The sequence below is a fragment of the Fibrobacter sp. genome (assembly GCF_045131395.1).
Classification (GTDB): Bacteria; Fibrobacterota; Fibrobacteria; order Fibrobacterales; family Fibrobacteraceae; genus Fibrobacter.
The window spans coordinates 143,815-166,165 of sequence record NZ_JBGUQY010000022.1; the positions used below are offsets into that span (position 1 = coordinate 143,815).

Genomic DNA, 22,351 nt, shown 5'->3' on the forward strand with positions numbered 1-22,351 from the left:
TAGTAAAACCAGTCCACCGTCGCATTGTATTTTAATATTTTCTTATTTGATTGTTGCAAAGGAACACTTTAACCGGTTTTTTATTTAAATTACTTCCATATGAGTCAATTCAAGCTTATTTCCCGCCCCTTGGGCACTATCCCCTGTTTTGTGTTACAACGTGACGACGGAGCCGAAATCGAAATTTTGAGCGGTTTCGGCAGCGGCTTGAACGCCTGGCGAGTACCCGTCGAAAACACCCAGAACACACGCACCTCGACCATGCTCGACTTGCTCTACGGCTACAGGGACGAAGCGACTCTCCGTAAAATTTCTCCTGACACCAATGCCGGCTGCAGGCTCACTCCCTTCCCGGGACGTACCGCCTTCGCAAAATTCAGCTGGCAGGGCAAAACTTACGAACTCGTCAATAACGTAAGCTGGGCACCCCATGCCCTCCACGGATTCTTGCAGGACAAGCCCTGGGAATTCGAATCCTTCGAAAGCGAAGCCGACTGCTGCACCGCCGTATTCAGCTGCGACTGGCCGGGCGCCTTTGCTGGATTCCCGTTCCCCTACCGCGCAACGAATGCCGTCACCTTTACCGGAGAAAGCGTTTCCATTTCTTCGACTGTCAAGAATGTCGGCAAGACCGACATGCCCTACTCCGAAGGCTGGCACCCCTACTTCATGTTGGGCGAAAAAATCGACAATCTGAGCTTGAAGCTGCCCAAGTGTTCCTTGGCCCTTCTGGACAAAGCCGACATTCCCACCGGCGAATACAAGGAAGACACCCGTTTTGAAAGCGGTCGCAAGATCAACGACGAATTCATTAACGACTGCTTCTGCCTGGAAAAGGACGTCACCCAGTTACAGGCCGTAGGTTCCGACTTTATCAACAACGCCCATGTTTTGCTCGAAAGTGACCGCTACACCCTGGACATTTGGCAGAAGGCCGGAATTGAACAGTACAACGCCATTCAAGTATACACTCCGCCTGACCGTATGAGCATTGCCATCGAGCCCATGACTACGGAACCCGATGCATTGAACCACCATCGCGGTCTCATCGTGATTCCGCCTGGCGAAGAACGCACGTTTACCTTCGGTTTCCGTTTCCACGAAAAAATGGGCATCGAGCTGTAATTTACTACGCAAAACATACGTAGACAATTCTTTACAAAATCCGCCTTTTCAGGCGGATTTTTTTGTTGAGAATTACCCAACGTTTTATTCAACGGCCTTCAAAAATTCCTTTGAATCCCGTATTTATAAACCTATTTTCCAAGTGAAATATAGGAGCATGTATGAATCTTTCAAAGATAATCCTCTCTCTTGGACTAACATCAATTGCAGCATCTTTCATTGCCTGCTCGGACGATTCATCTAGCAGCGCACCCGATGTGACTCCTGATGTGACACCCGATGTGACTCCTGCAATCGAGTCCAGTTCTTCTGAAGAAGCAACCCAAAATCCGGAAGGATCGAGTTCGTCTACTCAAGCAAACACAACTCCTGGCGCCTTCAGCTACGCTCCAGTCACAACTGGAGCCACAGAAAGCGCTCAAAAGCTTTACAATTTCCTTGCCACGAACTACGGCGTAAAAACCGTCGCAGGCGTTATGACCGGCGACGTGAATTCCTCCACCCTCAAGGAACTCGTCGATGTAGACACATTCTTTGTCTACACTGGTAAGTACCCCGCCCTCGTAGGCTTTGATTTCTTGTTCGCCACTGGCTTAAAGGCAACGGATGCCTGGTACCAGAGCTACACGCAGATGGCTCTCGACGCCGCCAAGGACTTGTGGAATCAGGGCGGTATTCCGGCCTTTACCTGGCACTGGAAAGACCCCAGCGACAAAATTGACGCGTTCTACACCAAGTCTGGAAACTCCAGCGAATACACGGACTTCGATTTTACCCAGGGTTTTGTTGACCCCGCCTGCACCGCAAATTGTGCATGGAACACCGAATCCGAGACTTACAAGCAGCTCGTCAGCGACATCGATGAAATCGCCGATATGTTCCTCGGCCTGCAGGATGCCGGCGTTGCCGCTATTTTCCGTCCGCTTCACGAAGCAAGCGGTAAGTGGTTCTGGTGGGGCACCAAGGGCGGAGCCGCCTTCCAGGCTCTCTACAACCTCGTCTACGACGAAATGGTTTCTGTAAAGGGTGTCAAGAACCTGGTGTGGGTTTGGAACCCCGAATACAGCAAGGATACCGACTGGAATCCGGGTGCAGCCAAATACGACATCATCAGCCTCGACATTTACAACGCTTGGGATTACACAACCTTGTACACCAAGGCATACTCCGAACTCACTACAAATTATGGTTCCGGCAAAATGTTCGCCGTCTCCGAAAACGGATCCATTCCCGACATGTCGGCCATGGCCGCAAACAACAGCAAGTGGGCCTGGTGGATGCCCTGGTACCAAAGCTGGAGCGGAAAGTATCTCGACCAGACTGTTAGCGCCGTCTGGAAAGCCAATATGGAAAGTCCCTGCACCATTAGCCTAGAATCGATGCCGGGCTGGGACAAGTACACCATTTCGAGCACCCCTGTTGCCGCTTGCGAAGTAGGCTACGAACTTGGCAAACTTGACACCGCCCGCATCATCGAAGAAGTTTTCCCAAGCGACATTGAAACAAACGGCTGGTTGCAGGTAAAACTTACTGCCGGTGCAGAAGATACAGCAAAGGGCAATATCGTCGTTCTCGACAAGAATATTCCCGACCTGTCTACAGCAAAGAAGGTCACCCTGAAGGTCTATAACACCAACCAGATGTCTGGAATTTGGTTCACTATCGCATTCCTTACAGGCGCACCGGATTGGGCATGGGCACAACCCGACGGATGCTGGATCAACCCAGGCGAAGAAACACTCTGTGAAATTGATCTTGCTACCACCGCTAAAGACAAAGTTGTCTTGGAAGGTGACGACTACACCAGTTTCATGAGCAACATTTCGAAATTTTATCTCGAAGTCTATGCTGAAGGATTCAACGGAACCGTTTATTACGACGATATCAAGATTGACGACGCAACTGTCATCGCTGATTTCAACACAAAGCAAACTATCAAGGTTGAAGAAGGCAACCTGGTGACCGCCACCATCATGGGTAACGGGAACTAACAACAAGTTTCTCTTCATGACTCCTAGAATCCCCGTGGTTTAACGCAAGTTGGCTGCGGGGATTCTTCTTTTTACGCTACAGTTTTTCAGAAAAAGCAAAAAAAATGTATTTTAAATTGAACTGGAGGTGGTATGAACATCTATAAATTTTTAACAATCTCAGCTTTCGCACTTTCAACCTATTCCATGGCAGAAGCCCTGCGTTTCGAAGCCGAAAACGCCGTACCTGCCGATGACCACAAGATCAAAACCGTCACTAACGAAAAGGCTTCGGGCGGCAAGTATGTGGAAATGGCCGATGGCAACCTCGAATTCACCGTAGACATGCCCAGCGATGGCTACTACACACTTTTCATCAACTACTTGCTTCCCTCCGATCGCGGAAACAAGACCCAGAATTTGACATTAAACGGCAGCTCCGCAGGGCAGGTCACCTTCGGCCCAAGCGACGACTTCGCCAAGATCAAGGCAGCCGGCAAACTAAAGCTTTCCAAGGGCAAGAACACCATCGGCATCGTTCATTCCTGGGGATGGGTCGATATCGACTACATCGAAATTACCGAATACGAAGCAACCCCCTGGAACATCAGCCCCAAGCCCGTGACTCCGGAGCCCACCGAAAGCGCCCAGAAACTCTACAACTTCTTGCTTGCAAATTTCGGCAAGCGCACCATCAGTGGCGTGATGACAGAACGCCCCTTCGAAAACAACGGGCAGTACACCCCCCAAGATTTTGACACCCAGACCGAACTCAGCTACATCCAGAAGACTAGCGGCAAGAACGTGGTTCTCGTCGGTTTCGACTTTTTGCATTCCACCGGCTTGAACTCAGGCGAACAATGGTACCAGGGCTATACCCACGCTTCCCTGGAAATGGCAAAGACCGTTTGGAAGAAGGGCGGCATTCCGCAATTCAACTGGCACTGGAAAGACCCCACGCAGATCGTAGAAGCCTTCTACACCCAATCTAGCGATAACGATCCCTACACCAAATTCAGCATCGGTCTCGCTTACGATACCACCACCGGAAAATGGAAAACCGATAGCGACGAATACAAGGCCCTGATGCATGACATGGAAATAATAGCCGACTCCCTGCTCACACTGCAGAAAGAAGGTGTTGCCGTGCTGTGGCGCCCGCTTCACGAAGCCAGCGGAAAATGGTTCTGGTGGGGTACCGACGGCGCTAAGGCCTGCGTGGCCTTGTACAAACTCATGTTCGACACCTTCGTGAACAAGAAGGGACTCCACAACCTGATTTGGGTATGGACCACCGACGAGGCCCCCGATGCATTGGAATGGTACCCCGGCGACGAATACGTGGACGTTGTGGGCCGCGACTACTATTACTACCCCCGCGAAGCGAACCACGCCTCTCTCGTGAGTTCCTTCGAAAAAATCAAGGAAATGTACGGAGCCAGAAAGATTGTCACCTTGTCCGAAAACGGTTCTGTCCCCTACCCCGACAGCATGAAGGCCGATGGGGCCAACTGGAGCTGGTTCATGCCCTGGTACGGTGACTACGCCATGGAAGGCTGGGCTAACGACAACACCGCCGAAAGTTGGAAGACCGTGATGAACAACGACTACATCATCACACTGGAAGATATGCCCGGCTGGGACAATTACGAAATGCAGACCACCATCATCGCAAAGACTGCGAAGAGTGCCCCAACACTTTTCCTTGCCGGCCGCGAACTCCAGGTGAATCTGAATACTGCCGCCCAGCTCGCCATCTACGACATGCAAGGCAACCATGTTCTGACAAAGAACATGAACGGAAGCGGCTCCATTTCGCTTTCGCGCCTCGCCCGCGGACAATACATCGTACAAGTCAAAGGCCTGGGCAAAGCCCTTGCGAAGAAAATTTTAATCAAGTAAATCTAAGGAGTGTGTTATGGGATGTAAAACTTTGACGGCTATCGCCGTGTTATCGGCGGTGGCAATCACATTTGCCGCCCCCACCAAGTACGAAGCAGAATCCTTGACTGGTGCAAGCGTTAAAGAAAATGCCGAATTTTCGGGCGGCAAGTATGCGGAACCCACCGATGCAAGCGGACTCTCCTTCATCGTCAAGGTGGAAGAAACTGCCGTCTACGACATTACCACCAAGGTACTCATCAAGCAATACGACTGGTTCGAATCGAAGATTGTCGTAAACGGCGTCGAAGCGGGATCGTTACTGACAAAGCCCCGCACCTGCGATTCCGCCTTCGTAATTTCGGCATCGGCCAAGATGAAGGTCGGCGAGAACACCATTACCGTCGGTAACGGCGGCGCTCTTGGTGTAGACTACATTACCGTGGAACGCCATCCAGATCCGGAATTCAAGATTAGCGCCCTCCCCGTGACGCCCAACGCCACCGAGAGCGCCAAGAAGGTCAAGACATTCCTCCGCGACAACTTCATGAAAAAGACCATCAGCGGCATGATGATTAGCGACCAGAATTTCAACTACGATTACGGCAACATGAAGATTATTCCGCCCGGTGGCTGCACCCCTGCAGACTCCTGCAAGTACAGCGATGCCGAAGTGTCGTGGAAGGGCCAGACCGACATTGCCGAATTCTACAAGCGTAGCGGCCACTACCCTGCCATTGGCGGTTTCGACATGCTGTTTGCCGCAGGCGGTCACCATGAAGAAGGCTGGTTCAAGGGTTACACCGAAAACAACCTGCTCATGACCGAAGACCTGTGGAAAATGGGAGGCATCCCGACCTACACGTGGCACTGGAAAGTCGGCGAAGACACCGTATTCTACACCAAGGATACCTACCCCAACAACGGTTTCAACGCCAGCGGTTGCACCGAAGGCGTCAAGGGCACCAGTGAAAACAACACCTGCTTCAATTACACCAAGGCATTCAAGGGCGAACAGTGCAAAGAAATTGACGCCACCTCCCAGGAATACAAGGATATCGTTGCAGACATCGACATCGTTTCCGGATATTTCAAGCAACTGCAAGACAAGGGTATCGCCGTGGTATGGCGCCCGCTTCACGAAGCCAGCGGTGGTTGGTTCTGGTGGGGTGCTGGCAGCGCCGAATGCTATGTGCAACTCTACCGTTTGGTATTTAACCGTATGGTCGGTACCAACGGCCTCAAGAACCTGATTTGGGTATGGAACATCAATACAGATCCCCAATTCGGCTACGATTACAGCGCCCTCAATGCGGCCTGGTACCCTGGCGACGAATATGTAGACATCGTAGCGGTCGATATTTACGATCCGCTGAACGACCATAATTCCGGTGCCAACTACTTCAATAAAATCGTCAGCGATGTAGGCACCAAGAAGATGATAGCCCTGAGCGAAAACGGAGCCATTCCGGATATCGACAGCATCGCCGAAGACAAGGCTTATTGGAGTTACTGGATGACCTGGAGCCAGACCTGGAGCGGAAACTTCTTGGAAAAGACGCCTATCGACATGTGGAAAAAGAACCTGGACGACGATCGCGTTATCGCCTTGGACGATATGCCCGGCTGGGATAAAGTCGTTGCCGACACCAGCTCCAAGGGCGCCATCATCGCCCCTTCAGAAATCCCGTTGGCAAGCCGCCCCACAATCACAAACAAACTAACAATCAGTTTAAATAACAAGACACTGGAAGTCAATATCGGCGATGCCGCTACAAGCAGCGCAAACATAGCCCTGTTCGACATGCTGGGCCACAAAATCGCAACCCTTGCATACGGAAATATTACAGCGGGAATTGCACAATTCAACCTTGAAGGCATCGCTAGCGGCAACTACATTGTCCGCGCTAAAATCGGCGGAGCTAACTACTCTAAAAGAATAAGGGTGAAGTAAAAAAATGCTATCTTTCCCATCATGGAAAAGAAGCATCCCCTCTATTTTACGATTCACGGTCACTTTTACCAGCCGCCCCGCGAAAATCCCTGGACTGGCGTTATCGAAAACCAGCCCAGCGCGCGTCCCTTTCACGACTGGAATGACCGTATTGCAAGCCAGTGTTATAGTCCCAATTCTGCAAGCCGTATTTTGAATCCTCAGGGCCGTATTGTCGACATTGTCAACAACTACGATTTTATGAGTTTCAACATGGGTCCGACCCTTATGGGATGGATCCGCACCAATACTCCAGACACCTACAAGCGTATCCAGGAAGCCGACAAGCGGAGCCAAGAACGCCTGAACGGTCACGGCAACGCCATTGCCCAGGTTTACAACCACATCATTATGCCTCTCGCCTCTGCCGAAGACAAAAAGACGCAGATCCGTTGGGGTATCGAAGATTTCAAGTTCCACTTTGGCCGCATGCCCGAAGCCATGTGGCTTGCCGAAACCGCCATCAACTTTGAAACGGTAGTGGAACTCATCAAGGCGGGCATCAAGTTCACCATCCTTTCTCCCACCCAGGCAGACAAGTTCCGCAAACTGGGCGACAGCGAATGGACCGGTTGCTGCAACACCGACATCGACACCACTCGCCCCTACCGCATTTACCCCCGCGACAAGGAAGGCAAGCTTGTTTGCGACGGTTACCTGGACGTGTTCTTCTACAACCCCTGGCTTTCTTCTGCCGTAGGTTTTGAACACCTGCTCCGCAACGCCGAAACATTCGGCAATCGCATCAAGGACGCCTGGGACGATAAGCGCAAGGACCCGCAGCTGGTCAGCATCGGTACCGACGGCGAATCTTACGGCCACCACGAACCCTTCGGCGACATGTGCGCCGCCTGGCTCTACAACCACTACGCACCTGAACACAACATGGTGCCGGTGAACTACGGTTGGTTCCTGGAAGAATTCCCGCCCGAACACGAAGTCCTGCTCAAGAATTTCTACAGCGAAGGTTGCGCCTGGAGCTGTGCCCACGGCGTTGGACGCTGGTACCGCGATTGCGGATGCTCGACAGGCGGTGGCCCGGACTGGAATCAGAAATGGCGTGGTCCGCTCCGCGACGCATTCAATCACTTGAAAAAGCTGGCCGACGATATTTTCGTACGCGAATTCGAAAAGATTTCGAAGGTGGATCCGTGGGATGCACGTAACAACTACGTAGAAGCCCTGGTGGCCCCCGAAGACGAATCCCGCGTCAAGGCCTACCTCGAAAAGACCGTGAAGGACCCCAACGACGCCGACATGTGCGCCAAGGCAATCCGCCTTCTGGAAATCCAGAAATTCTGCCTGTTCAGTTTCACGAGCTGCGGCTGGTTCTTCAACGACATCGAAGGTCTGGAACCGGTACAGAACATGCGTTACGCCCTCCGTGCCATGGAACTTCTGGAACCCTTCTTGCCTTATGGTCACCATATCAAGAACGAGGTCATCAGCATTCTCGCCCGCGCCACCAGTAACGAACACAAGTGGAACGGAGCCGAAGTCTTTACCAACTATGCCGAAGAAAAAGTGCCGGTGGTCGTAAAGGAAATGGCCGAACAGGCAGCCATGTTCCACTTGAACTTGGAAGACAACTCCGAAAAGAACAAGAAGATTGTCGCCACCAAGATCGCTTCTCGCAGGCGCCAGACCCTTGTACGTACGGAGTACTACGACAAGTTTATCAACGAACGCCGCATTTCTACCGTACTGGCCATTACCGACATGCTGGGACGCATCAACCTGGTGGTCGCCGACGGCGAAAACCAGCAGAACGGCCTCAAGTTCGTCGAAAACCCCAACATGAGCACCCAGGAACTGCAGAACGTGTACCCCACCGCCTACGTGGTGCGTATGCGCAACCTCATGAGCGATTCCATCAAGCGCATCAACCAGATTTCTACCAAGAAATATCTGAACGACCTGACGGAATCCTTCTCGAACTTCGCGCTATCCCACGGGCTTTCCATCGACAGCCTTGCAGACCTGGACCATACGCTGCCGGATACCATGCGTAAAATCCTTTCGCTGGAAATCAATTCCAAGATCCACCACCTGGCGCTGGAATACAAGGAAAACGACGACCAGAAGATTTACGACGAAATCAAGGACCTGATTGACGAAGCAAACGCCTTGCACACCCATTATTCCTTTGGCGGAACGGGTCGCATGTTCCATGCAAAGCTTGTCAAGTTGATCAATTCCGTAATCGAAAGTTTCGACGCAGATTCCGTCCACCATATTACGGGGCTTATCACCGTTGCCGACTGGCTCAAGCTGGAAATCGACAAGACCAGCCTTGAAAACAAGGTATTCCCCGCCTACCAGGAATTCATCAAGGATCCTGCGGGCAAGCTTTCGGCACTGAAGCCCATGTTCAGCTGGTTGAACTTCGAGGTGTAAGAATGTTCAGGATGTCCGAAAAACCGCTGATTAGCGCAAACGAAATTCGCGAACGGGTGGCTACACTCGCCCGCGAAATTACGGCTGCCTACGATTACGACATCCTGCTTTCGGCCCTCACGGGGGCCTACATGTTCACCGCCGACCTAAGCCGAGAACTCGCCAACGCTCATAGCGACAAGGCCGTCCAGAAAAAGGTTGTCTTTATCAAGGCCTCCAGCTACGGCGATTCTACCGAATCAAGCGGCAAGCTCCAGGTACGGGGTCTCGAAAAAGTCGACCTCAAGGGTAAAAGGATCCTGATGGTCGACGATATCGCCGACACGGGAACCACACTGCTCGGGCTATGCAAAATGCTCAAGGAAGGGGGCGCCCAAGAGGTTCGCACCTGCGTTTTACTGAACAAACAGGAGCGCCGCGAAGTTGATATCACGGCAGATTTTGTAGGTTTTGAAATAGCAAACGAATTCGTGGTAGGTTACGGGCTCGACTACGCAAACGATTACCGATTCCTACCGGACATTTGGACACTACAGGAGACCAACTAAATGGCAAATAACGATTTAGATGACGTCCGACTCCATGCCACCCAAGCTTTCGAAGCTGTGGAACGCAGCTACAACAAGATTGGTCGCGGCAAGCGTTTCTTGATCAACCTTGGCGTATGCCTGCTGTTCTTTGTTGCAGGCATTATCACTTGTAGCATATTCACGAGCATTCCGAACGAAGGCATTATCGAACGCGTGGCCGCCCAGCCCGACATGCCCAACAAGTGCAAGTACCGCTACGACCGCGCCATGGAATACGCCATTATGCACGAATGCGTTTTTGGCAAGGGCACGCCTAGCAGCGAAAAAACGCTCATCCAGCGTATCAACTATTGCACCTGCGCCCTAGAAAGCGTGCAGAAGAAAAAGCCCTACCAGAAAATGTTTGAAAACAACCTCGTAGACTTCACCTTTAAGATCCGCGAAGAAAACCTGTGCCGCGAAAACAAGGTTATTCCGACTTTAGACGAAGACGAAGGCGAAGCTAAGGACAAAGCCAAGAAATGAACATCGAAGAGATAGAACAGAAAATTCGCCGCGAAGCCGAAAAGTTGGTTCACGACGAGCCCCTTTCGGTACTGATGATTACGGAGCAAATTCTCAACAGCAAGAATTTTGCCGCAATGCTTTCAGTCACTCTTTCATGTCAGCTTGCCGGCGAAGTTATTGACCGTAATGAACTTGAAAAAGTCTTCGGAATTCTTTATCTCAAGTATCCGGAACTGGTGACCTGCGCAGGCAAGGACCTGTACGCTACGGTCCTTCGCGATCCGGCTTGCACGAGTTTCTTGGAACCGCTCCTGTTCTTCAAGGGATTCCAGGGACTGCAGGCTTACCGCGCCGCCCACGCCCTGTGGCTGGAAGGCAGATCCTTCCCCGCCAAGATGCTCCAGAGTATCATTAGCCGCAAGTTCGGCATGGACATTCACCCAGCCGCCAAAATCGGTTATGGTCTTTTGATTGACCACGCCACGAACATTGTCATCGGCGAAACCGCCGTGGTCGGGAACAACGTGAGCTTCTTGCACGGCGTGACCCTCGGCGGTACCGGCAACGAAGTCGGTGACCGTCACCCGAAAATCGGAAACGGCGTGATGCTCGGTGCCCATGCACAGTTGCTCGGCAACATCCACATTGGCGACGGAGCAAAGATTGGCGCAGGCGCTGTGGTGGTGAGCGACGTTCCGGCCCACACGACTTACGCAGGCGTGCCTGCCGTACAAGTCGGTAAGCCCCACGACGAAATGCCCAGCTTCAACATGCAGCAGGACTTCACGCAGGACTGCGTGTAATTTCAGAAACCGGATTTATGAATCGCGCGAGCAAAATCAAATTCATCGGGGACAAGCTCGACGAGCTATTCCCCGATCCGCCGATTCCGCTGGATTATTCCGATTCTTACACGCTCTTGGTCGCCGTCGTTTTGAGCGCCCAATGCACCGACGTCCGCGTCAACATTGTCACCAAGGAACTCTACAAGAAAGCGAAAACGCCCAAGGCCATGGTCAAGCTGGGCGTCGAAAAAATCACCGAAATCATTAAGCCTTGCGGGCTTTCTACCACCAAGGGCAAGAACATATTCAACCTGTCCAAGATTCTTGTAGAAAAATACAACAGCGAAGTTCCCCGCACATTCGAAGAACTAGAGGCTTTACCCGGTGTGGGTCACAAGACCGCCAGCGTCATGATGATTCATGCCTTCAAGGTTCCGGCCTTCCCCGTGGATACCCACATTCACCGCCTCGCCAAGCGCTGGGGACTTTCCGACGGTTCCTCCGTAGAGCAGACCGAAAAAGACCTGAAGAAAATTTTCCCTGAATGCGAATGGGAAAAGCGTCACCTGCAAATCATCCTGTTCGGACGTACATACTGCAAGGCTCTGGGCCACAAGCCCGAACAATGCCCGATATGCAGTAAGCTGTAATCAGTCTAAATTCTTGCGTTGGTAGAACCAGTAATAAAACAGGCTCCAGCCGCCCCACAGCACGCAAAGCCACATTCCTACGTAGCCAGCCGTATAAACAGCGTTTGCAATCGTATCGTACTTCAAAAGCAATCCCATTTCTGACAGGATAAAGTTCCAGTCATGAAAACCATAGGGAGCTTCGGCCCCAGTACCGCCACTGATAAGCATCAATCTCATATGCAGAGCGTCATCGATGTACACCGCCACATCAATAAAATTTTCGAAAGCCCACCAAAGTGCCACCGACGCGCCAAGAATATCCCGCGGTTTAATCCATAACGCAAAGCAGAATACAAGAGGCATTATAATCTGGAACAGAGAACCGCCCAGGGAATGGATGACGCGGTTTCCGAATATCGAGAAAACCAGGTGACCCGTTTCATGCACCGGCAGATTCAAACAATGCAAGTACTGCGCAATCCAGGCATCGTAACCGTCGCGCATCAGTTGCACCGTAAAGAAGATCATGGCAACCACCAGCAGCAACCTGAAGGGAACTAAATGCGCTCCGCCCAGCGTTTTCGGGTACAGCAAGAACTGAACCACCACGGGCCACGTTCCGGGATCGTCTAAGTGAAATGACGACGGGGTTTCATGCTTTACCGTCACCAGATTCAACTGCACCTGTTCTGTAGCCTTCTGTTTTTCCATTGCTTCAAATATACCCAAAAACTTACAACACGGAACAATCTGTTCCTAAAAATACGGCTTTCACGCATACCCCCTATTTCTCCCTTTCTTTTTTACATTTCAAGGGTAAACAGAACGGCAAAATAAAGCTATCTTCAAAGAAAATGGAGTTGGTTTTTATGAAGAAAAAAACAATTGTTACAGCCCTCGCTGCAGCCACAATCGCTTCTGCAGCAAACATTACCGTAGATCCCGCCGATACCAAGCAAGAAATTATTGGCTTCGGTGGTGCATCCGTCTATTATCAGAACTGGATTGCGAACCTTCCCGCCGAAGACCAGGAAGCGCTTTTTGACACCGCCTTCACGGGACTGAACCTTTCGATACTCCGTATCGCGAACTGGCTCCAGGACGAAAGCAAGGACCTAACTGACGACATCAACATTGTAAAGGCAGCCCAAAAGCGCCTTGGCAACCACCTGAAAATCGAAATGTCCAGCTGGAGCGCCCCCGGCAACTTAAAGCCGAGCGGCGGCCTCAACGGCTACGAAGGACATTCCAAATCAGACAAGACCCTGAAAAAGGCGAACGGGGACGCCTACGGCGCCTACGCCTACACCGACTTTGCCAACTGGTGGAAGAAGAGCCTTGAATCCTACGCCGCACAGGGCATCGTTCCGGACTACATCAGCCTTCAGAATGAGCCGGACATGGAAGCTTCCTACGAAGAAACCCTGTTCGAGCCCACAGAAACAAATGAAATCGCAGGCTACAAGGAAGCCTTGAACGCCGTCTATGACGCCGTCAAAGGGAAAGCCAAAATTCTCGGTCCCGAACCTCTTGGAATCGGATACGGCAACTTCGACAAATACGCCAAGGAACTCGATGCAAATAAGTTGGACGGCTATGCCTACCATCTGTACCATGCAATGAACGGAGACAACTCCGGAACCAACTACCTGAACCCGGAAAATTTCCGAGCCCCCATGAAATCGATTGCCAGTACTTACGGCACCAAGCCCATCTTCATGACGGAATTCTGCCCGATGCTTGACGAACCTCGCGAAGAGGACATGCTCGGCCTCGCCCATATCATGCAGGTCGGCTTCACCGACGGAAAACTGAGCGGCTACATCGCCTGGCAGCTTTTCTACGGTTACCATGCTCAAATGATCGGCGTTTGCCCCGGTGCAGGCTGGGATCTCTCCGGAGACGGCAAGCACGTGTGCGAAAAAAAGGAAATCAAGATTTTCCCCGAATACCACGCCATGCGTCACTATTCCAAGTTCGTGAATCCGGGCTGGAAAGTGATCAGCTCTACTAGCGACAACAACAATCTGTATACGGTCGCATTCAGCAGCGCAAACGGAGACTCCATCACCGTGGTAGCCATCAACAAGTCCGCAGCAACGGAACTGAGCATTCCTCTTGACAACTATTCCGCCATCTACGCCGTGCAATCCGTTGAGAACGGCGACAAGAGCAAGGAAATCTCACCCCAGGAAACGATTTCCGTTCCGGCAAAATCTATCACGACAGTCGTGTTCCTTTCGGATACTCCCAATAGCATCCGCACCCCTGTTGCATCGAACCTGGTCAACGACCAGAACGCTACCGCCAAGGTCTTCGACCTGAACGGCAACCTGGTATGGACCGGTCTCAAGAATGCAGCCCTTAACGCCGACGGAAGCCTCCGCCTGGACCTCCATCAGGGCATGTACCTCGTGAAGACCAAGTCTTCCACCGTCAAGGCAATCAAAAAATAATGTGCAATGACTAATGTGTGATGTATAATTAATCATTTCACACTACACACCACACATTCCACATAAAAAGCAGAAAGCCTCCGCATAACGGAGGCTTTCTGCTTTTGCGGAGCGTAAGCGACGCAATTACCCTTCTTCGAGGGCTTCCTTGAATTCATCGACGGTAGCGATGTATTCGTCAATTTTGTCTTCCTTGGAATCGAGGTAAGAAAGGATCTGTTCCAAGTGTTCCTTCTTGAACACGGCCTTGAGCTGGCGAGATGCGTGACCGCGGTAGCCCCATTCCTTGAGGATTTCGTCGGTGACCACGAAGGCGTCGTTCATAGAGACAAAGCGCATGGGGCCATAGACAGCCCAGTTGTGTTCCATCTGCATGCATTCCGGTTCCTGGAGTTCCGGGTTAGCCATGTAGCGCTGGATGTGGCGGGTACGAACGTCCTTGATCTTGTCGACGCGCATGTAACCCATAATCAAGTACTTGTTGCGGAGTTCGGAATCGCTCAGGCCTTCGTAACGGGTGCCAAACAGAATATAGCGGCTCTTTGCCTTGAGGATTGCGTTGATCGCCTTCACGTTATAGCAGCTCATCAGACCGTAGGTGCTGGTTTCGTAGTTGGGTTCATAAAGGAAACCCTTACCGTTTTCGTTCAGCTGGTCGCGGACCGGCATTTCGGACTGGTGGCTGGTTTCGACGTAAAGCAAGCTACCGGCAGCGTTACCGCGGTAGTCCTGCCAACCTTCGAGATTGATCTGTGTTTTAGGCATTTGTCATCCACTCTAGTTAGGTTAAACTTTGGGAACCCCGAACTTTAGGCCCGGAGTCCCCTTTTTATATAAATCTTACAAACGGACTACATATGGCAGTCCGATGCTTATTTTCAATATGCAAGATACAAATTTATAAGCTAAAAAGTGATAGATTCTGCCGAAAAACCGGTCATTCCAAAGAGAGATGCCCCTTTTTCGAAGAATTTCGCCGTATCGGTGGTCAGGAACCGGGTTTTTCCATTTTTTGTAAGACGGCATTCCATTTCCGGGTGGCGTTTCAGGTAATCCACCGTCTTCTCGGAAACAATATCCCCCTGGAACACCAGCTTCACGTTTTCGGGAAGGGCGGCACGGATAGCCCCCTCCAGCAGCGGATAATGGGTACAGGCCAGCAAGAGCGTATCGATTTCCGGATCTTCCTTCAAAAGGGCATCCACGTCCTTTTTCACAAAGAACTTCGCACCTTCGGATTCCCGTTCGCCATATTCCACCAGGGGCACCCACATGGGGCAGGCATGCTGCGTCACCTTCAGGTCCGGGAAGAAATGGTTGATTTCTATCAGGTAACTCCCCGAAGAAACCGTTCCCGCCGTACCGAAAATACCGATATGGCCGGACTTGCTGAACTTGCCGATTTCTTCGGCGGTGGGCCGCACAATGCCCAAGACACGCTTGTCCGGGAATTCGTACGGGAGCACGTCCTGCTGAATGCTACGGAGCGCCTTGGCAGACGCTGTATTACAGGCCAGGATCACCAAGGGGCAGCCCCGGCTAAAAAGCTCACGAACGGCCTGCAGGGTATAGCGGAAAATCGTTTCGAAGCTACGGGAACCATAAGGGGCCCGAGCGTTATCGCCCAGGTAAAGATAGTCGTACTGCGGAAGAACCTTCTGCAGGTTCCTTAAAATAGTCAAGCCACCAAAACCCGAATCGAAAACGCCTATCACAGGGCATCCTCCATCATCTTGTGGACCATGGGGAGCAAATTCACCTTCGGGTCAAACTTTTCGTTTTCCTTGCGGCATTCCAAGACATCAATGGGCGAAAGGACCTTCACATTCACCTTACAACGGGCCATATCTTTACGGCGTTCCCAAACAGGGCCCGAGCCCGTAATCACCAGCGGAAGCATAAGGGCATTGTTTTCGCAGGCAAAGCGGAATACTCCACTCTTGAAATTTCCGAGAGCTCCGGTCTTGCTGCGGGTACCTTCGGGGAAGATAAAGACACGCACGGCATTACCCCTTTCGGCAATGGCCTTACGCACGGCCTTGGCCGCCCCCCCCTTTTCGCGGTTCACCAGAATACAACCAATCTTGTACATCCAGAAATTCAGGAACGGAATTCGGCCAAGGGATTTTTTCGCCACAAAGCCAACCGTCTTCTGGAGAGTCAAAAATACAATCGGAATATCGGCGAAGGAATTGTGGTTACCCACCACGAACACAGGGCGGTTCCAATCCACTTTACCCAACTGAGCCTGGTCTTCGATGGTCAAGTCCACACGAAGCACCTTCATGCAGAATCTCGAAAAATCCTGAATTTTATGTTCGAGCCATGCATCAAAATTTTTTCCGTAACGCAGCTTCAAGTACGGCAACGCAAGTATATAAAAAAGCATATACGAAAGCACCGCAACGGCCACATAGACTTTAAATAAAATAACAGGCATAAATTCTACCGAATTCGTTTTCGATTCCTTAGGCAAAAACCGGGAACGTCTAAACCGACGCAATCGACCTTTCCAGAATCTACGCTTGCAATATAACAAAAACAGGCCGGCCTCTGCACGAGTCACCCCCACGTAATAAAGCCTACGTTCCTCGTCCAGTTGCTTTTTACGAGCCTTGCGGCTCCCCGTACACTGGCCGGGGGTAAGTTTCTCGCAAAGCCCCGCATAGTACACCACCGCATACTGGAGTCCCTTGGATGCATGTACCGTCTCCACATGCACACCATCTTCTATAGTCACCTCTGGCGAGCCCTCCGCACTTGACCCCGGCTCGGCCATCTCCACCACATCACCAACAATGGGAATGTTGTAGTCCCGGAGAGCCTGCTCGTAGTAAAGGCGCTGGCGGTTGTAGCGCACCAGAATCGCGAAGTTTTTCCATGCCAAGTCGTAGCCTTCCCGAAGTTCCTTGATGGACAAGACGATTTTCTGGATTTCTTCAACCGGATTGTCGGACACCCAAACGACTGGCTTACGATTCTCCTTGTACAAGGGGTTGCCGCCGGAACCGTTCATGTTCCCCGCCCGAAGCACCTTGCGCAAGTGAACGGGCTTGTTCCTGAAGATGTCATTGGCAAGGTACAGTACGTTGGGTACCGAGCGGTAATTCCACTCCAGACGAATCAGCGTACTTTCCTTAAAGTCCTCGCAAAAGCGTTCAATGTTTCCGATATCGGCTCCGCGGAAACCGTAAATGGCCTGGTCGTCATCCCCCACCACGAACAGTTGCTTTCGCTCCCCTAGCAAGTTCTTGACCAGCCTGTATTGAGATGGATTGATATCCTGGTATTCATCCACCAGGATTTCTTTCCACTGTTCCCGGAAATAATTACAGGCAACCTCATTCGTTTCAAGCAGGTGAATCGCAAGATATATCAAGTCTTCGAAAACCACCTGTCCCGTCTGCAACACGGTTTCACGAAGGGGGCGGAGTTTCGTCGACACCGCCGCACCATAACAATCCGAGAAAAGATTTTCACGTGAAATTTTAGCTTTCAGCTTGAGTTTTGAAAGCGCCTGGGAAAATTCCCGTTCCGAAGATTCCGTGGGCGAAGGAATTTTCTTGAAGCCAAGGATTTCGTAAGCGGGGCATTCACCGCCCGCACCTTCCCCACCGCAGGGAACCTTGCACTTGAGCATGTATAGAGCAAGTGAATGGAACGTGCAAAGTCGCACGCCCGCATTGGGGAACAGCTTCTGCACCCGTTCACGCATCTCGGCGGCGGCCTTTGCGGTGAAGGTCAGCGCCAAGATTTTTTCAGGTTCTACACCGCAAAGAATCCTATACTGGATTCGCTTGGTCAAGACGGAAGTCTTGCCCGAGCCGGCCCCCGCCAAAATCAGGAGTTGCGCACTTTTCTCATGGTCGTGCAACACCGCTGCACGCTGGTCGGAATTCAATCCCTTCAAAATTTCTTCGGCGTCCATAACGCCTCGTATGGAATGGGGCGAAGTACATGTAAATCGCCACCGCTATCTAAAAACCGTTGCTACCCCTTAGAGGCAACACCGTCATTGACATCGGGGGCAACCTTCACTGCGGCAGGTCCGTTTCCGAGCAAGAAAACAAACGCACCGAACAGGCTCAGCACCAGGCTTACAAAATAAGCCAACAGCTGGATTACCACCGATTCAAGCCCGGGCACTCCGGCACGCGCAAACAGCGACTGCGCCAAAAGTTCTCTCGGGCCAAAGCCGCCAATGGAAATCGGGAGCGCGCTCACGATTGCCACCAGCGGAATGTAATAGAAGTACCACGAAATCGAGAGGTCCACGCCCACCGCGATTCCGCAAAAATAATGCACCAGAATTCGAAGTCCCTGCGTCACTGCAGAAAGCAAGTTGACCAACACCAGCAGCTTCATCGAACGGAAATGCTGGAACCGTTCAAACATGTGGATCAGGCGTTCGTTAATCTTTTTCGGGAAAACCTTCGTTAACACCTTGCACAGCAGGCGACCGAGTCTACGGCTGCAAAGGGCGGCAAAGAGCGCACAGAAACCCAAGAAAATCCACACCGAAGGCCACATGAAGGAACGCTGGGCTTCGTCGTGCATAAAGAACAATAGGCCCATCGCCAGCGCAAACAACGTAATAAAGTAAAGCCCATAAAGACGGTCAAAGATTGTGGCCGTAAGCCCGGCTCCCACGGAATCTTGTCCGCCTTGCATGCGGATGTCGTAAACCTTCTTGGCATCACCGCCCACGTTGCCAGGCATAAAGTTGTTGAAGAACAGGCCCACGTAATAGAGCTTGAGCAAATGCCCATAACCGAGCTTCACGTTCTGCTTTTCAAGCAAAAGCTTCCACTGCAAGCAAGCCGTAAAGTTCGAAAGGCCGAGGCACAAAAGCGCCACGAACAAAGGCCAAATGCTATGCGTACTGAACAGGCGATACAGATCGTCGACACTCCAGTCCGGAGCCATCACGATGTTTCGGTACACAAAGTAGGCGGGAACAATGGTCACCACCAGCTTCAAACAAAAAATCAGAGCCGACTTCAGTCGGCCATCAATTTTACTCATCTCCTCCCCCTACCTGACGCTGGATAACCGCCTCTTGAATCAGGTCAAGAGTCTGCTCCGCAGCGCTATCCCAACGGAATTCCCCCGCATAGCTTTTGGCCGCCTGCGAAAGTCTCGTACGCAAGTCGTCGTCGCTATAAAGCCTATCCATTTCCATGGCACAAGTGTGGGCATCGCCCACCGGGAACAAGAGTCCCGTTTCGCCATTGCGCACGCTGTCCCTGAGCCCAGGCACATCGCTGGCAATCGTCGTGGTTCCGAGCTTGGCAGCCTCCACGACAGTCAAACCCCAGCCTTCCTTGAAACTCGTCTGCAAGAGAGCCACCGCATTTGCCAGCAGCTTCTTTTTCTTCTCGGACGAAACAAATCCCAAAAGTTCAACGTGTTCCTCAAGGCACTGTTCCTTGAGCCAGGCAGGAATCTTTTTCAAAAGCGGACCGTCGCCGGCCACCACCAGCTTCACATCCGGATGGTTCTCGGCAAATTCCTTGAACGCTTCCAACGCCGTCCAAATGCCCTTGTAGCGGTGCACGCGGGACAGCCACAAGAAATAAGGCACAGAAGATTCTTCTTCGACCGGTGCATCAGAAGCAGAAACCGGGACCTCATCATCAGACCCATTGTAGATTACCGAGATACGGTCTTCGGCAATCCCGATTTCTTCCAGTTCCCGCTTGGTACTCGGGCTCACCACCACAAAGGGTTGCTTGCGGTAGAACCAGGGAATCATCCGTTCAAAAGCCCACACCACAAAGGCCACCGGGAACGAGGCCTCGTGGAATATGGAGCCGCGCCACAAGTGGTGCATCTGCACCAGCACCGGCTTCTTCGTCAAGAAAGGCGTGAACAGCGGAAGCTTGTTCAGGTCTTCCACCACCATGTCAAAATTGAATTCACGATCCAGCTTGCGGATATTCATCGCCACGGTAAGCTGGAACAGCAAATCGCCACCCTTGCGAATCACCTCGATACCGTCCACCGTCTCGCGAGGCTTGCAACCGGGAAAAGCCGTCGTCAGGAGCACAACCTTGTGCCCCGATTCTGCAATCAGGGAAAAAATGCGGTGTAAGTGTTTCTCGGCGCCCCCAGCGGCGGGATGCAACCGATCGCGATAATTTACGACAAGGATGTTCATCAGCTAGGGCTTTTTGCCCAGGACTCCAATGCACAACTGCGTGTAGTGCATAAGCGAATTGTTTTCGAGAGAATCAAGAATCTTGTCCTTGACCTTCTGGTAGGCAGAACCCTGCAGCGGATACTTCGGGAGTTCGACCCCCACCTTGAAACCCACTTCGCGCACAATGCGGTAGAACAGGTTCGGGCGCATCCAGTCGCCATAATCGTAAACGCATTCAAAGCCCGCATCGGTCATGAGCTTCTTGAGCTGCGGCATGGTGAACTGCTTTTCCCAACCGGCAAACCACTTGTCCATGGCAATCAAGATATGCTTGATGACCGTGTAGGGGTGAACCGTCTGCGGCACATCGCAAAGGCAGTGACCGCCATGCTTAAGAATGCGGTAGTTTTCCTTAATGAGGGGGAGCGAATCCTTGAAGTGTTCGGCCAGGCCCTGGTGGAAAACCAAGTCAAATGTGCAATCCGGGAAGGGCGCCTTGAAGGCGTCGCCGCGGACCAACTTCAAATTGTCGTAAAGGTTATCCTTGGCTCGAATGGCGTCTACAATCTTCAAACTATTTTCAGCATAATCGAGCACATAGACATCGGCACCCAGGCGAGCAAGTTCTGCACTGTCGCGACCGGTACCGGCGCCCACTTCCAAAACCTTCAGGCCTTCGAGCTTAAAATTCTTCTTAATCGTATTCAGCACGGACGGGGACGAAGGGTAAACCTTCTCCATATCGTTCTTCTGCTGCCAAAATCTGTTCCAAACAGACTGATCGGGTTCTTTAATAGACATAGCGTGTAAAATATACTAATTCATTTGTCTGGCAACAGCCGGGACTTTTACAACCTCTCGGCATAGGAGTTATGCCCTTAAAGCCCCGCATCAGTCATAAAATAATGACAATAGTTGAAATTTAGAAACAAAATTTGTATATTTAACGACAAAATTCAGCAAAGTGTGACAATATACGAGAAATTTGATACACTTTGCATTTTTTTTACACTTTTGGCACGCATCTTGCTTAAAAAATAAACGATATTAAGGACGTAAGGTTATAAAATGCATATTGATTCTACTGATACTACTCTAAAACGTTACCTCGAAGATATTAGACGCACCGCTCCCCTCTCCCGTGAAGAAGAGCAGATTCTTTTCCAGAAAGCAAAAGAAGGCGACAAAATCGCCCGTAAGAAGCTTATTTCTGCAAACATGCGTTTCGTTTTGAAAGTTGCAATTCAATACCGTGGCTGCCCCATTCCTCTGCCGGACTTGGTGAGCGAAGGCGCCATGGGCCTTGTACGTGCAATTGAATCCTTTGAACACACTCGTGGTCTTAAGTTCATTAGTTACGGCGTGTGGTGGATTAAGGCTTATATTACCCGCGCCATTAACGAACAGGGCAACTTGATTCGTTTGCCGGCTAACCAGCACCTCCGTGTGCGTAAGGCTTTGCACGAACAGAGCCGCGGTAAAGAAATCAACGAAGAAATCCGTGAACTTATCCAGATCGGTCAGCGCGGCGTTTCCTTCGATAGCCCTCTGAAGGCAGACTCCAAGGCAACCTATGCCGAAGTGCTGCCCGATGGCACCGCCACGAACCCGGAAAACGAATCCGAAATCCAGAGCGTCGAAGCTTTGGCCCGCGACCTCATGGAACAGCTCCCGGAACGCGAAGCCAAGGTGATTACCGGTATCTTCGGTATCAACCAGGAAGCTCCGCAGACGTTGCGCGAAGTGGGCGAATCCATGAACATCTCCCACGAACGTGTGCGCCAGTTGCGTGACCAGGCCCTCCGCCGCATCCGCAAGTACAACAGCAAGGAATTCCTCCAAGACAAGAAGGACGCGTTTTTGGCAGCCATTAATAAGTAGGGTTCACTTCGTTTCACCCCGCAAGCCACCCCGGTTTAAGAACCGGGGCGTT

General features: G+C 51.6%; 18 protein-coding genes. 11 read left to right on the forward strand and 7 right to left on the reverse strand.

Annotated elements, in window-relative coordinates:
- The first annotated feature begins 99 nt into the window (after positions 1-99).
- The 9 genes from ACJMNB_RS06405 to nth all read left to right on the forward strand — a co-directional run bounded on the left by ACJMNB_RS06405 (position 100) and on the right by nth (position 11,838).
- Complete coding sequence (locus ACJMNB_RS06405) at positions 100-1,125, forward strand: aldose 1-epimerase (protein ID WP_405340200.1); 1,026 nt, start codon at positions 100-102, stop codon at positions 1,123-1,125.
- Between the two features lie 161 nt (positions 1,126-1,286).
- A complete protein-coding gene (locus ACJMNB_RS06410) occupies positions 1,287-3,116 on the forward strand; it encodes a glycosyl hydrolase (RefSeq protein ID WP_405340203.1) in 1,830 nt (609 codons plus the stop codon).
- A 132-nt stretch (positions 3,117-3,248) separates the two neighbouring features.
- Positions 3,249-4,997: a glycosyl hydrolase gene (locus ACJMNB_RS06415; protein ID WP_405340206.1), complete on the forward strand. Its 1,749-nt coding sequence runs from the start codon at positions 3,249-3,251 to the stop codon at positions 4,995-4,997.
- A 16-nt stretch (positions 4,998-5,013) separates the two neighbouring features.
- Positions 5,014-6,930, forward strand: a complete 1,917-nt coding sequence (locus tag ACJMNB_RS06420; protein ID WP_405340209.1) for a glycosyl hydrolase — start codon at positions 5,014-5,016, stop codon at positions 6,928-6,930.
- A gap of 21 nt (positions 6,931-6,951) precedes the next feature.
- Positions 6,952-9,366: a DUF3536 domain-containing protein gene (locus ACJMNB_RS06425; protein ID WP_405340212.1), complete on the forward strand. Its 2,415-nt coding sequence runs from the start codon at positions 6,952-6,954 to the stop codon at positions 9,364-9,366.
- Between the two features lie 2 nt (positions 9,367-9,368).
- Positions 9,369-9,914 carry a hypoxanthine phosphoribosyltransferase gene (gene hpt, locus ACJMNB_RS06430; RefSeq protein ID WP_405340215.1) on the forward strand — a complete coding sequence of 182 codons (546 nt, stop codon included), beginning with the start codon at positions 9,369-9,371 and terminating at the stop codon, positions 9,912-9,914.
- Positions 9,915-10,421 (forward strand): hypothetical protein, encoded by a 507-nt coding sequence (locus ACJMNB_RS06435; RefSeq protein ID WP_405340218.1) that lies wholly within the window; start codon positions 9,915-9,917, stop codon positions 10,419-10,421.
- Positions 10,418-11,206 carry a serine O-acetyltransferase gene (gene cysE, locus ACJMNB_RS06440; RefSeq protein ID WP_405340221.1) on the forward strand — a complete coding sequence of 263 codons (789 nt, stop codon included), beginning with the start codon at positions 10,418-10,420 and terminating at the stop codon, positions 11,204-11,206. The genes ACJMNB_RS06435 and cysE overlap by 4 nt, the downstream gene beginning before the upstream one ends.
- A gap of 17 nt (positions 11,207-11,223) precedes the next feature.
- Entirely contained in the window at positions 11,224-11,838 is a 615-nt protein-coding gene (gene nth, locus ACJMNB_RS06445; protein WP_405340223.1) for an endonuclease III, read from the forward strand.
- Here the strand turns inward: nth and ACJMNB_RS06450 are convergent, their stop codons facing one another.
- Positions 11,839-12,531 carry a hypothetical protein gene (locus ACJMNB_RS06450; protein WP_405340226.1) on the reverse strand — a complete coding sequence of 231 codons (693 nt, stop codon included), beginning with the start codon at positions 12,529-12,531 and terminating at the stop codon, positions 11,839-11,841.
- Positions 12,532-12,689: 158 nt separating this feature from the next.
- On the opposite strand from ACJMNB_RS06450, the gene ACJMNB_RS06455 reads away from it, so the two are divergent.
- Entirely contained in the window at positions 12,690-14,276 is a 1,587-nt protein-coding gene (locus ACJMNB_RS06455) for a T9SS type A sorting domain-containing protein (RefSeq protein WP_405340229.1), read from the forward strand.
- Positions 14,277-14,402: 126 nt separating this feature from the next.
- Here ACJMNB_RS06455 and ACJMNB_RS06460 read toward each other — a convergent pair whose 3' ends face one another.
- The 6 genes from ACJMNB_RS06460 to ACJMNB_RS06485 all read right to left on the reverse strand — a co-directional run bounded on the left by ACJMNB_RS06460 (position 14,403) and on the right by ACJMNB_RS06485 (position 21,219).
- Complete coding sequence (locus ACJMNB_RS06460) at positions 14,403-15,041, reverse strand: hypothetical protein (protein ID WP_072800263.1); 639 nt, start codon at positions 15,039-15,041, stop codon at positions 14,403-14,405.
- A gap of 140 nt (positions 15,042-15,181) precedes the next feature.
- On the reverse strand, positions 15,182-15,991 hold the full coding sequence (gene murI / locus ACJMNB_RS06465; protein ID WP_405340232.1) for a glutamate racemase: 810 nt from the start codon (positions 15,989-15,991) through the stop codon (positions 15,182-15,184).
- Entirely contained in the window at positions 15,988-18,204 is a 2,217-nt protein-coding gene (locus ACJMNB_RS06470) for a UvrD-helicase domain-containing protein (RefSeq protein ID WP_405340235.1), read from the reverse strand. Before ACJMNB_RS06470 ends, murI begins: the two co-directional genes overlap by 4 nt.
- 62 nt (positions 18,205-18,266) lie before the next feature.
- The gene (locus ACJMNB_RS06475; protein ID WP_405340238.1) at positions 18,267-19,301 is read right to left on the reverse strand and encodes a lysylphosphatidylglycerol synthase transmembrane domain-containing protein; all 1,035 of its coding nucleotides are present in this window, start codon (positions 19,299-19,301) and stop codon (positions 18,267-18,269) included.
- Entirely contained in the window at positions 19,294-20,436 is a 1,143-nt protein-coding gene (locus ACJMNB_RS06480) for a glycosyltransferase family 4 protein (protein ID WP_405340241.1), read from the reverse strand. Before ACJMNB_RS06480 ends, ACJMNB_RS06475 begins: the two co-directional genes overlap by 8 nt.
- 3 nt (positions 20,437-20,439) lie before the next feature.
- On the reverse strand, positions 20,440-21,219 hold the full coding sequence (locus ACJMNB_RS06485; RefSeq protein ID WP_405340244.1) for a class I SAM-dependent methyltransferase: 780 nt from the start codon (positions 21,217-21,219) through the stop codon (positions 20,440-20,442).
- 267 nt (positions 21,220-21,486) lie between these two features.
- On the opposite strand from ACJMNB_RS06485, the gene ACJMNB_RS06490 reads away from it, so the two are divergent.
- Complete coding sequence (locus ACJMNB_RS06490; RefSeq protein WP_072800257.1) at positions 21,487-22,299, forward strand: RNA polymerase sigma factor RpoD/SigA; 813 nt, start codon at positions 21,487-21,489, stop codon at positions 22,297-22,299.
- Positions 22,300-22,351: the final 52 nt, after the last annotated feature.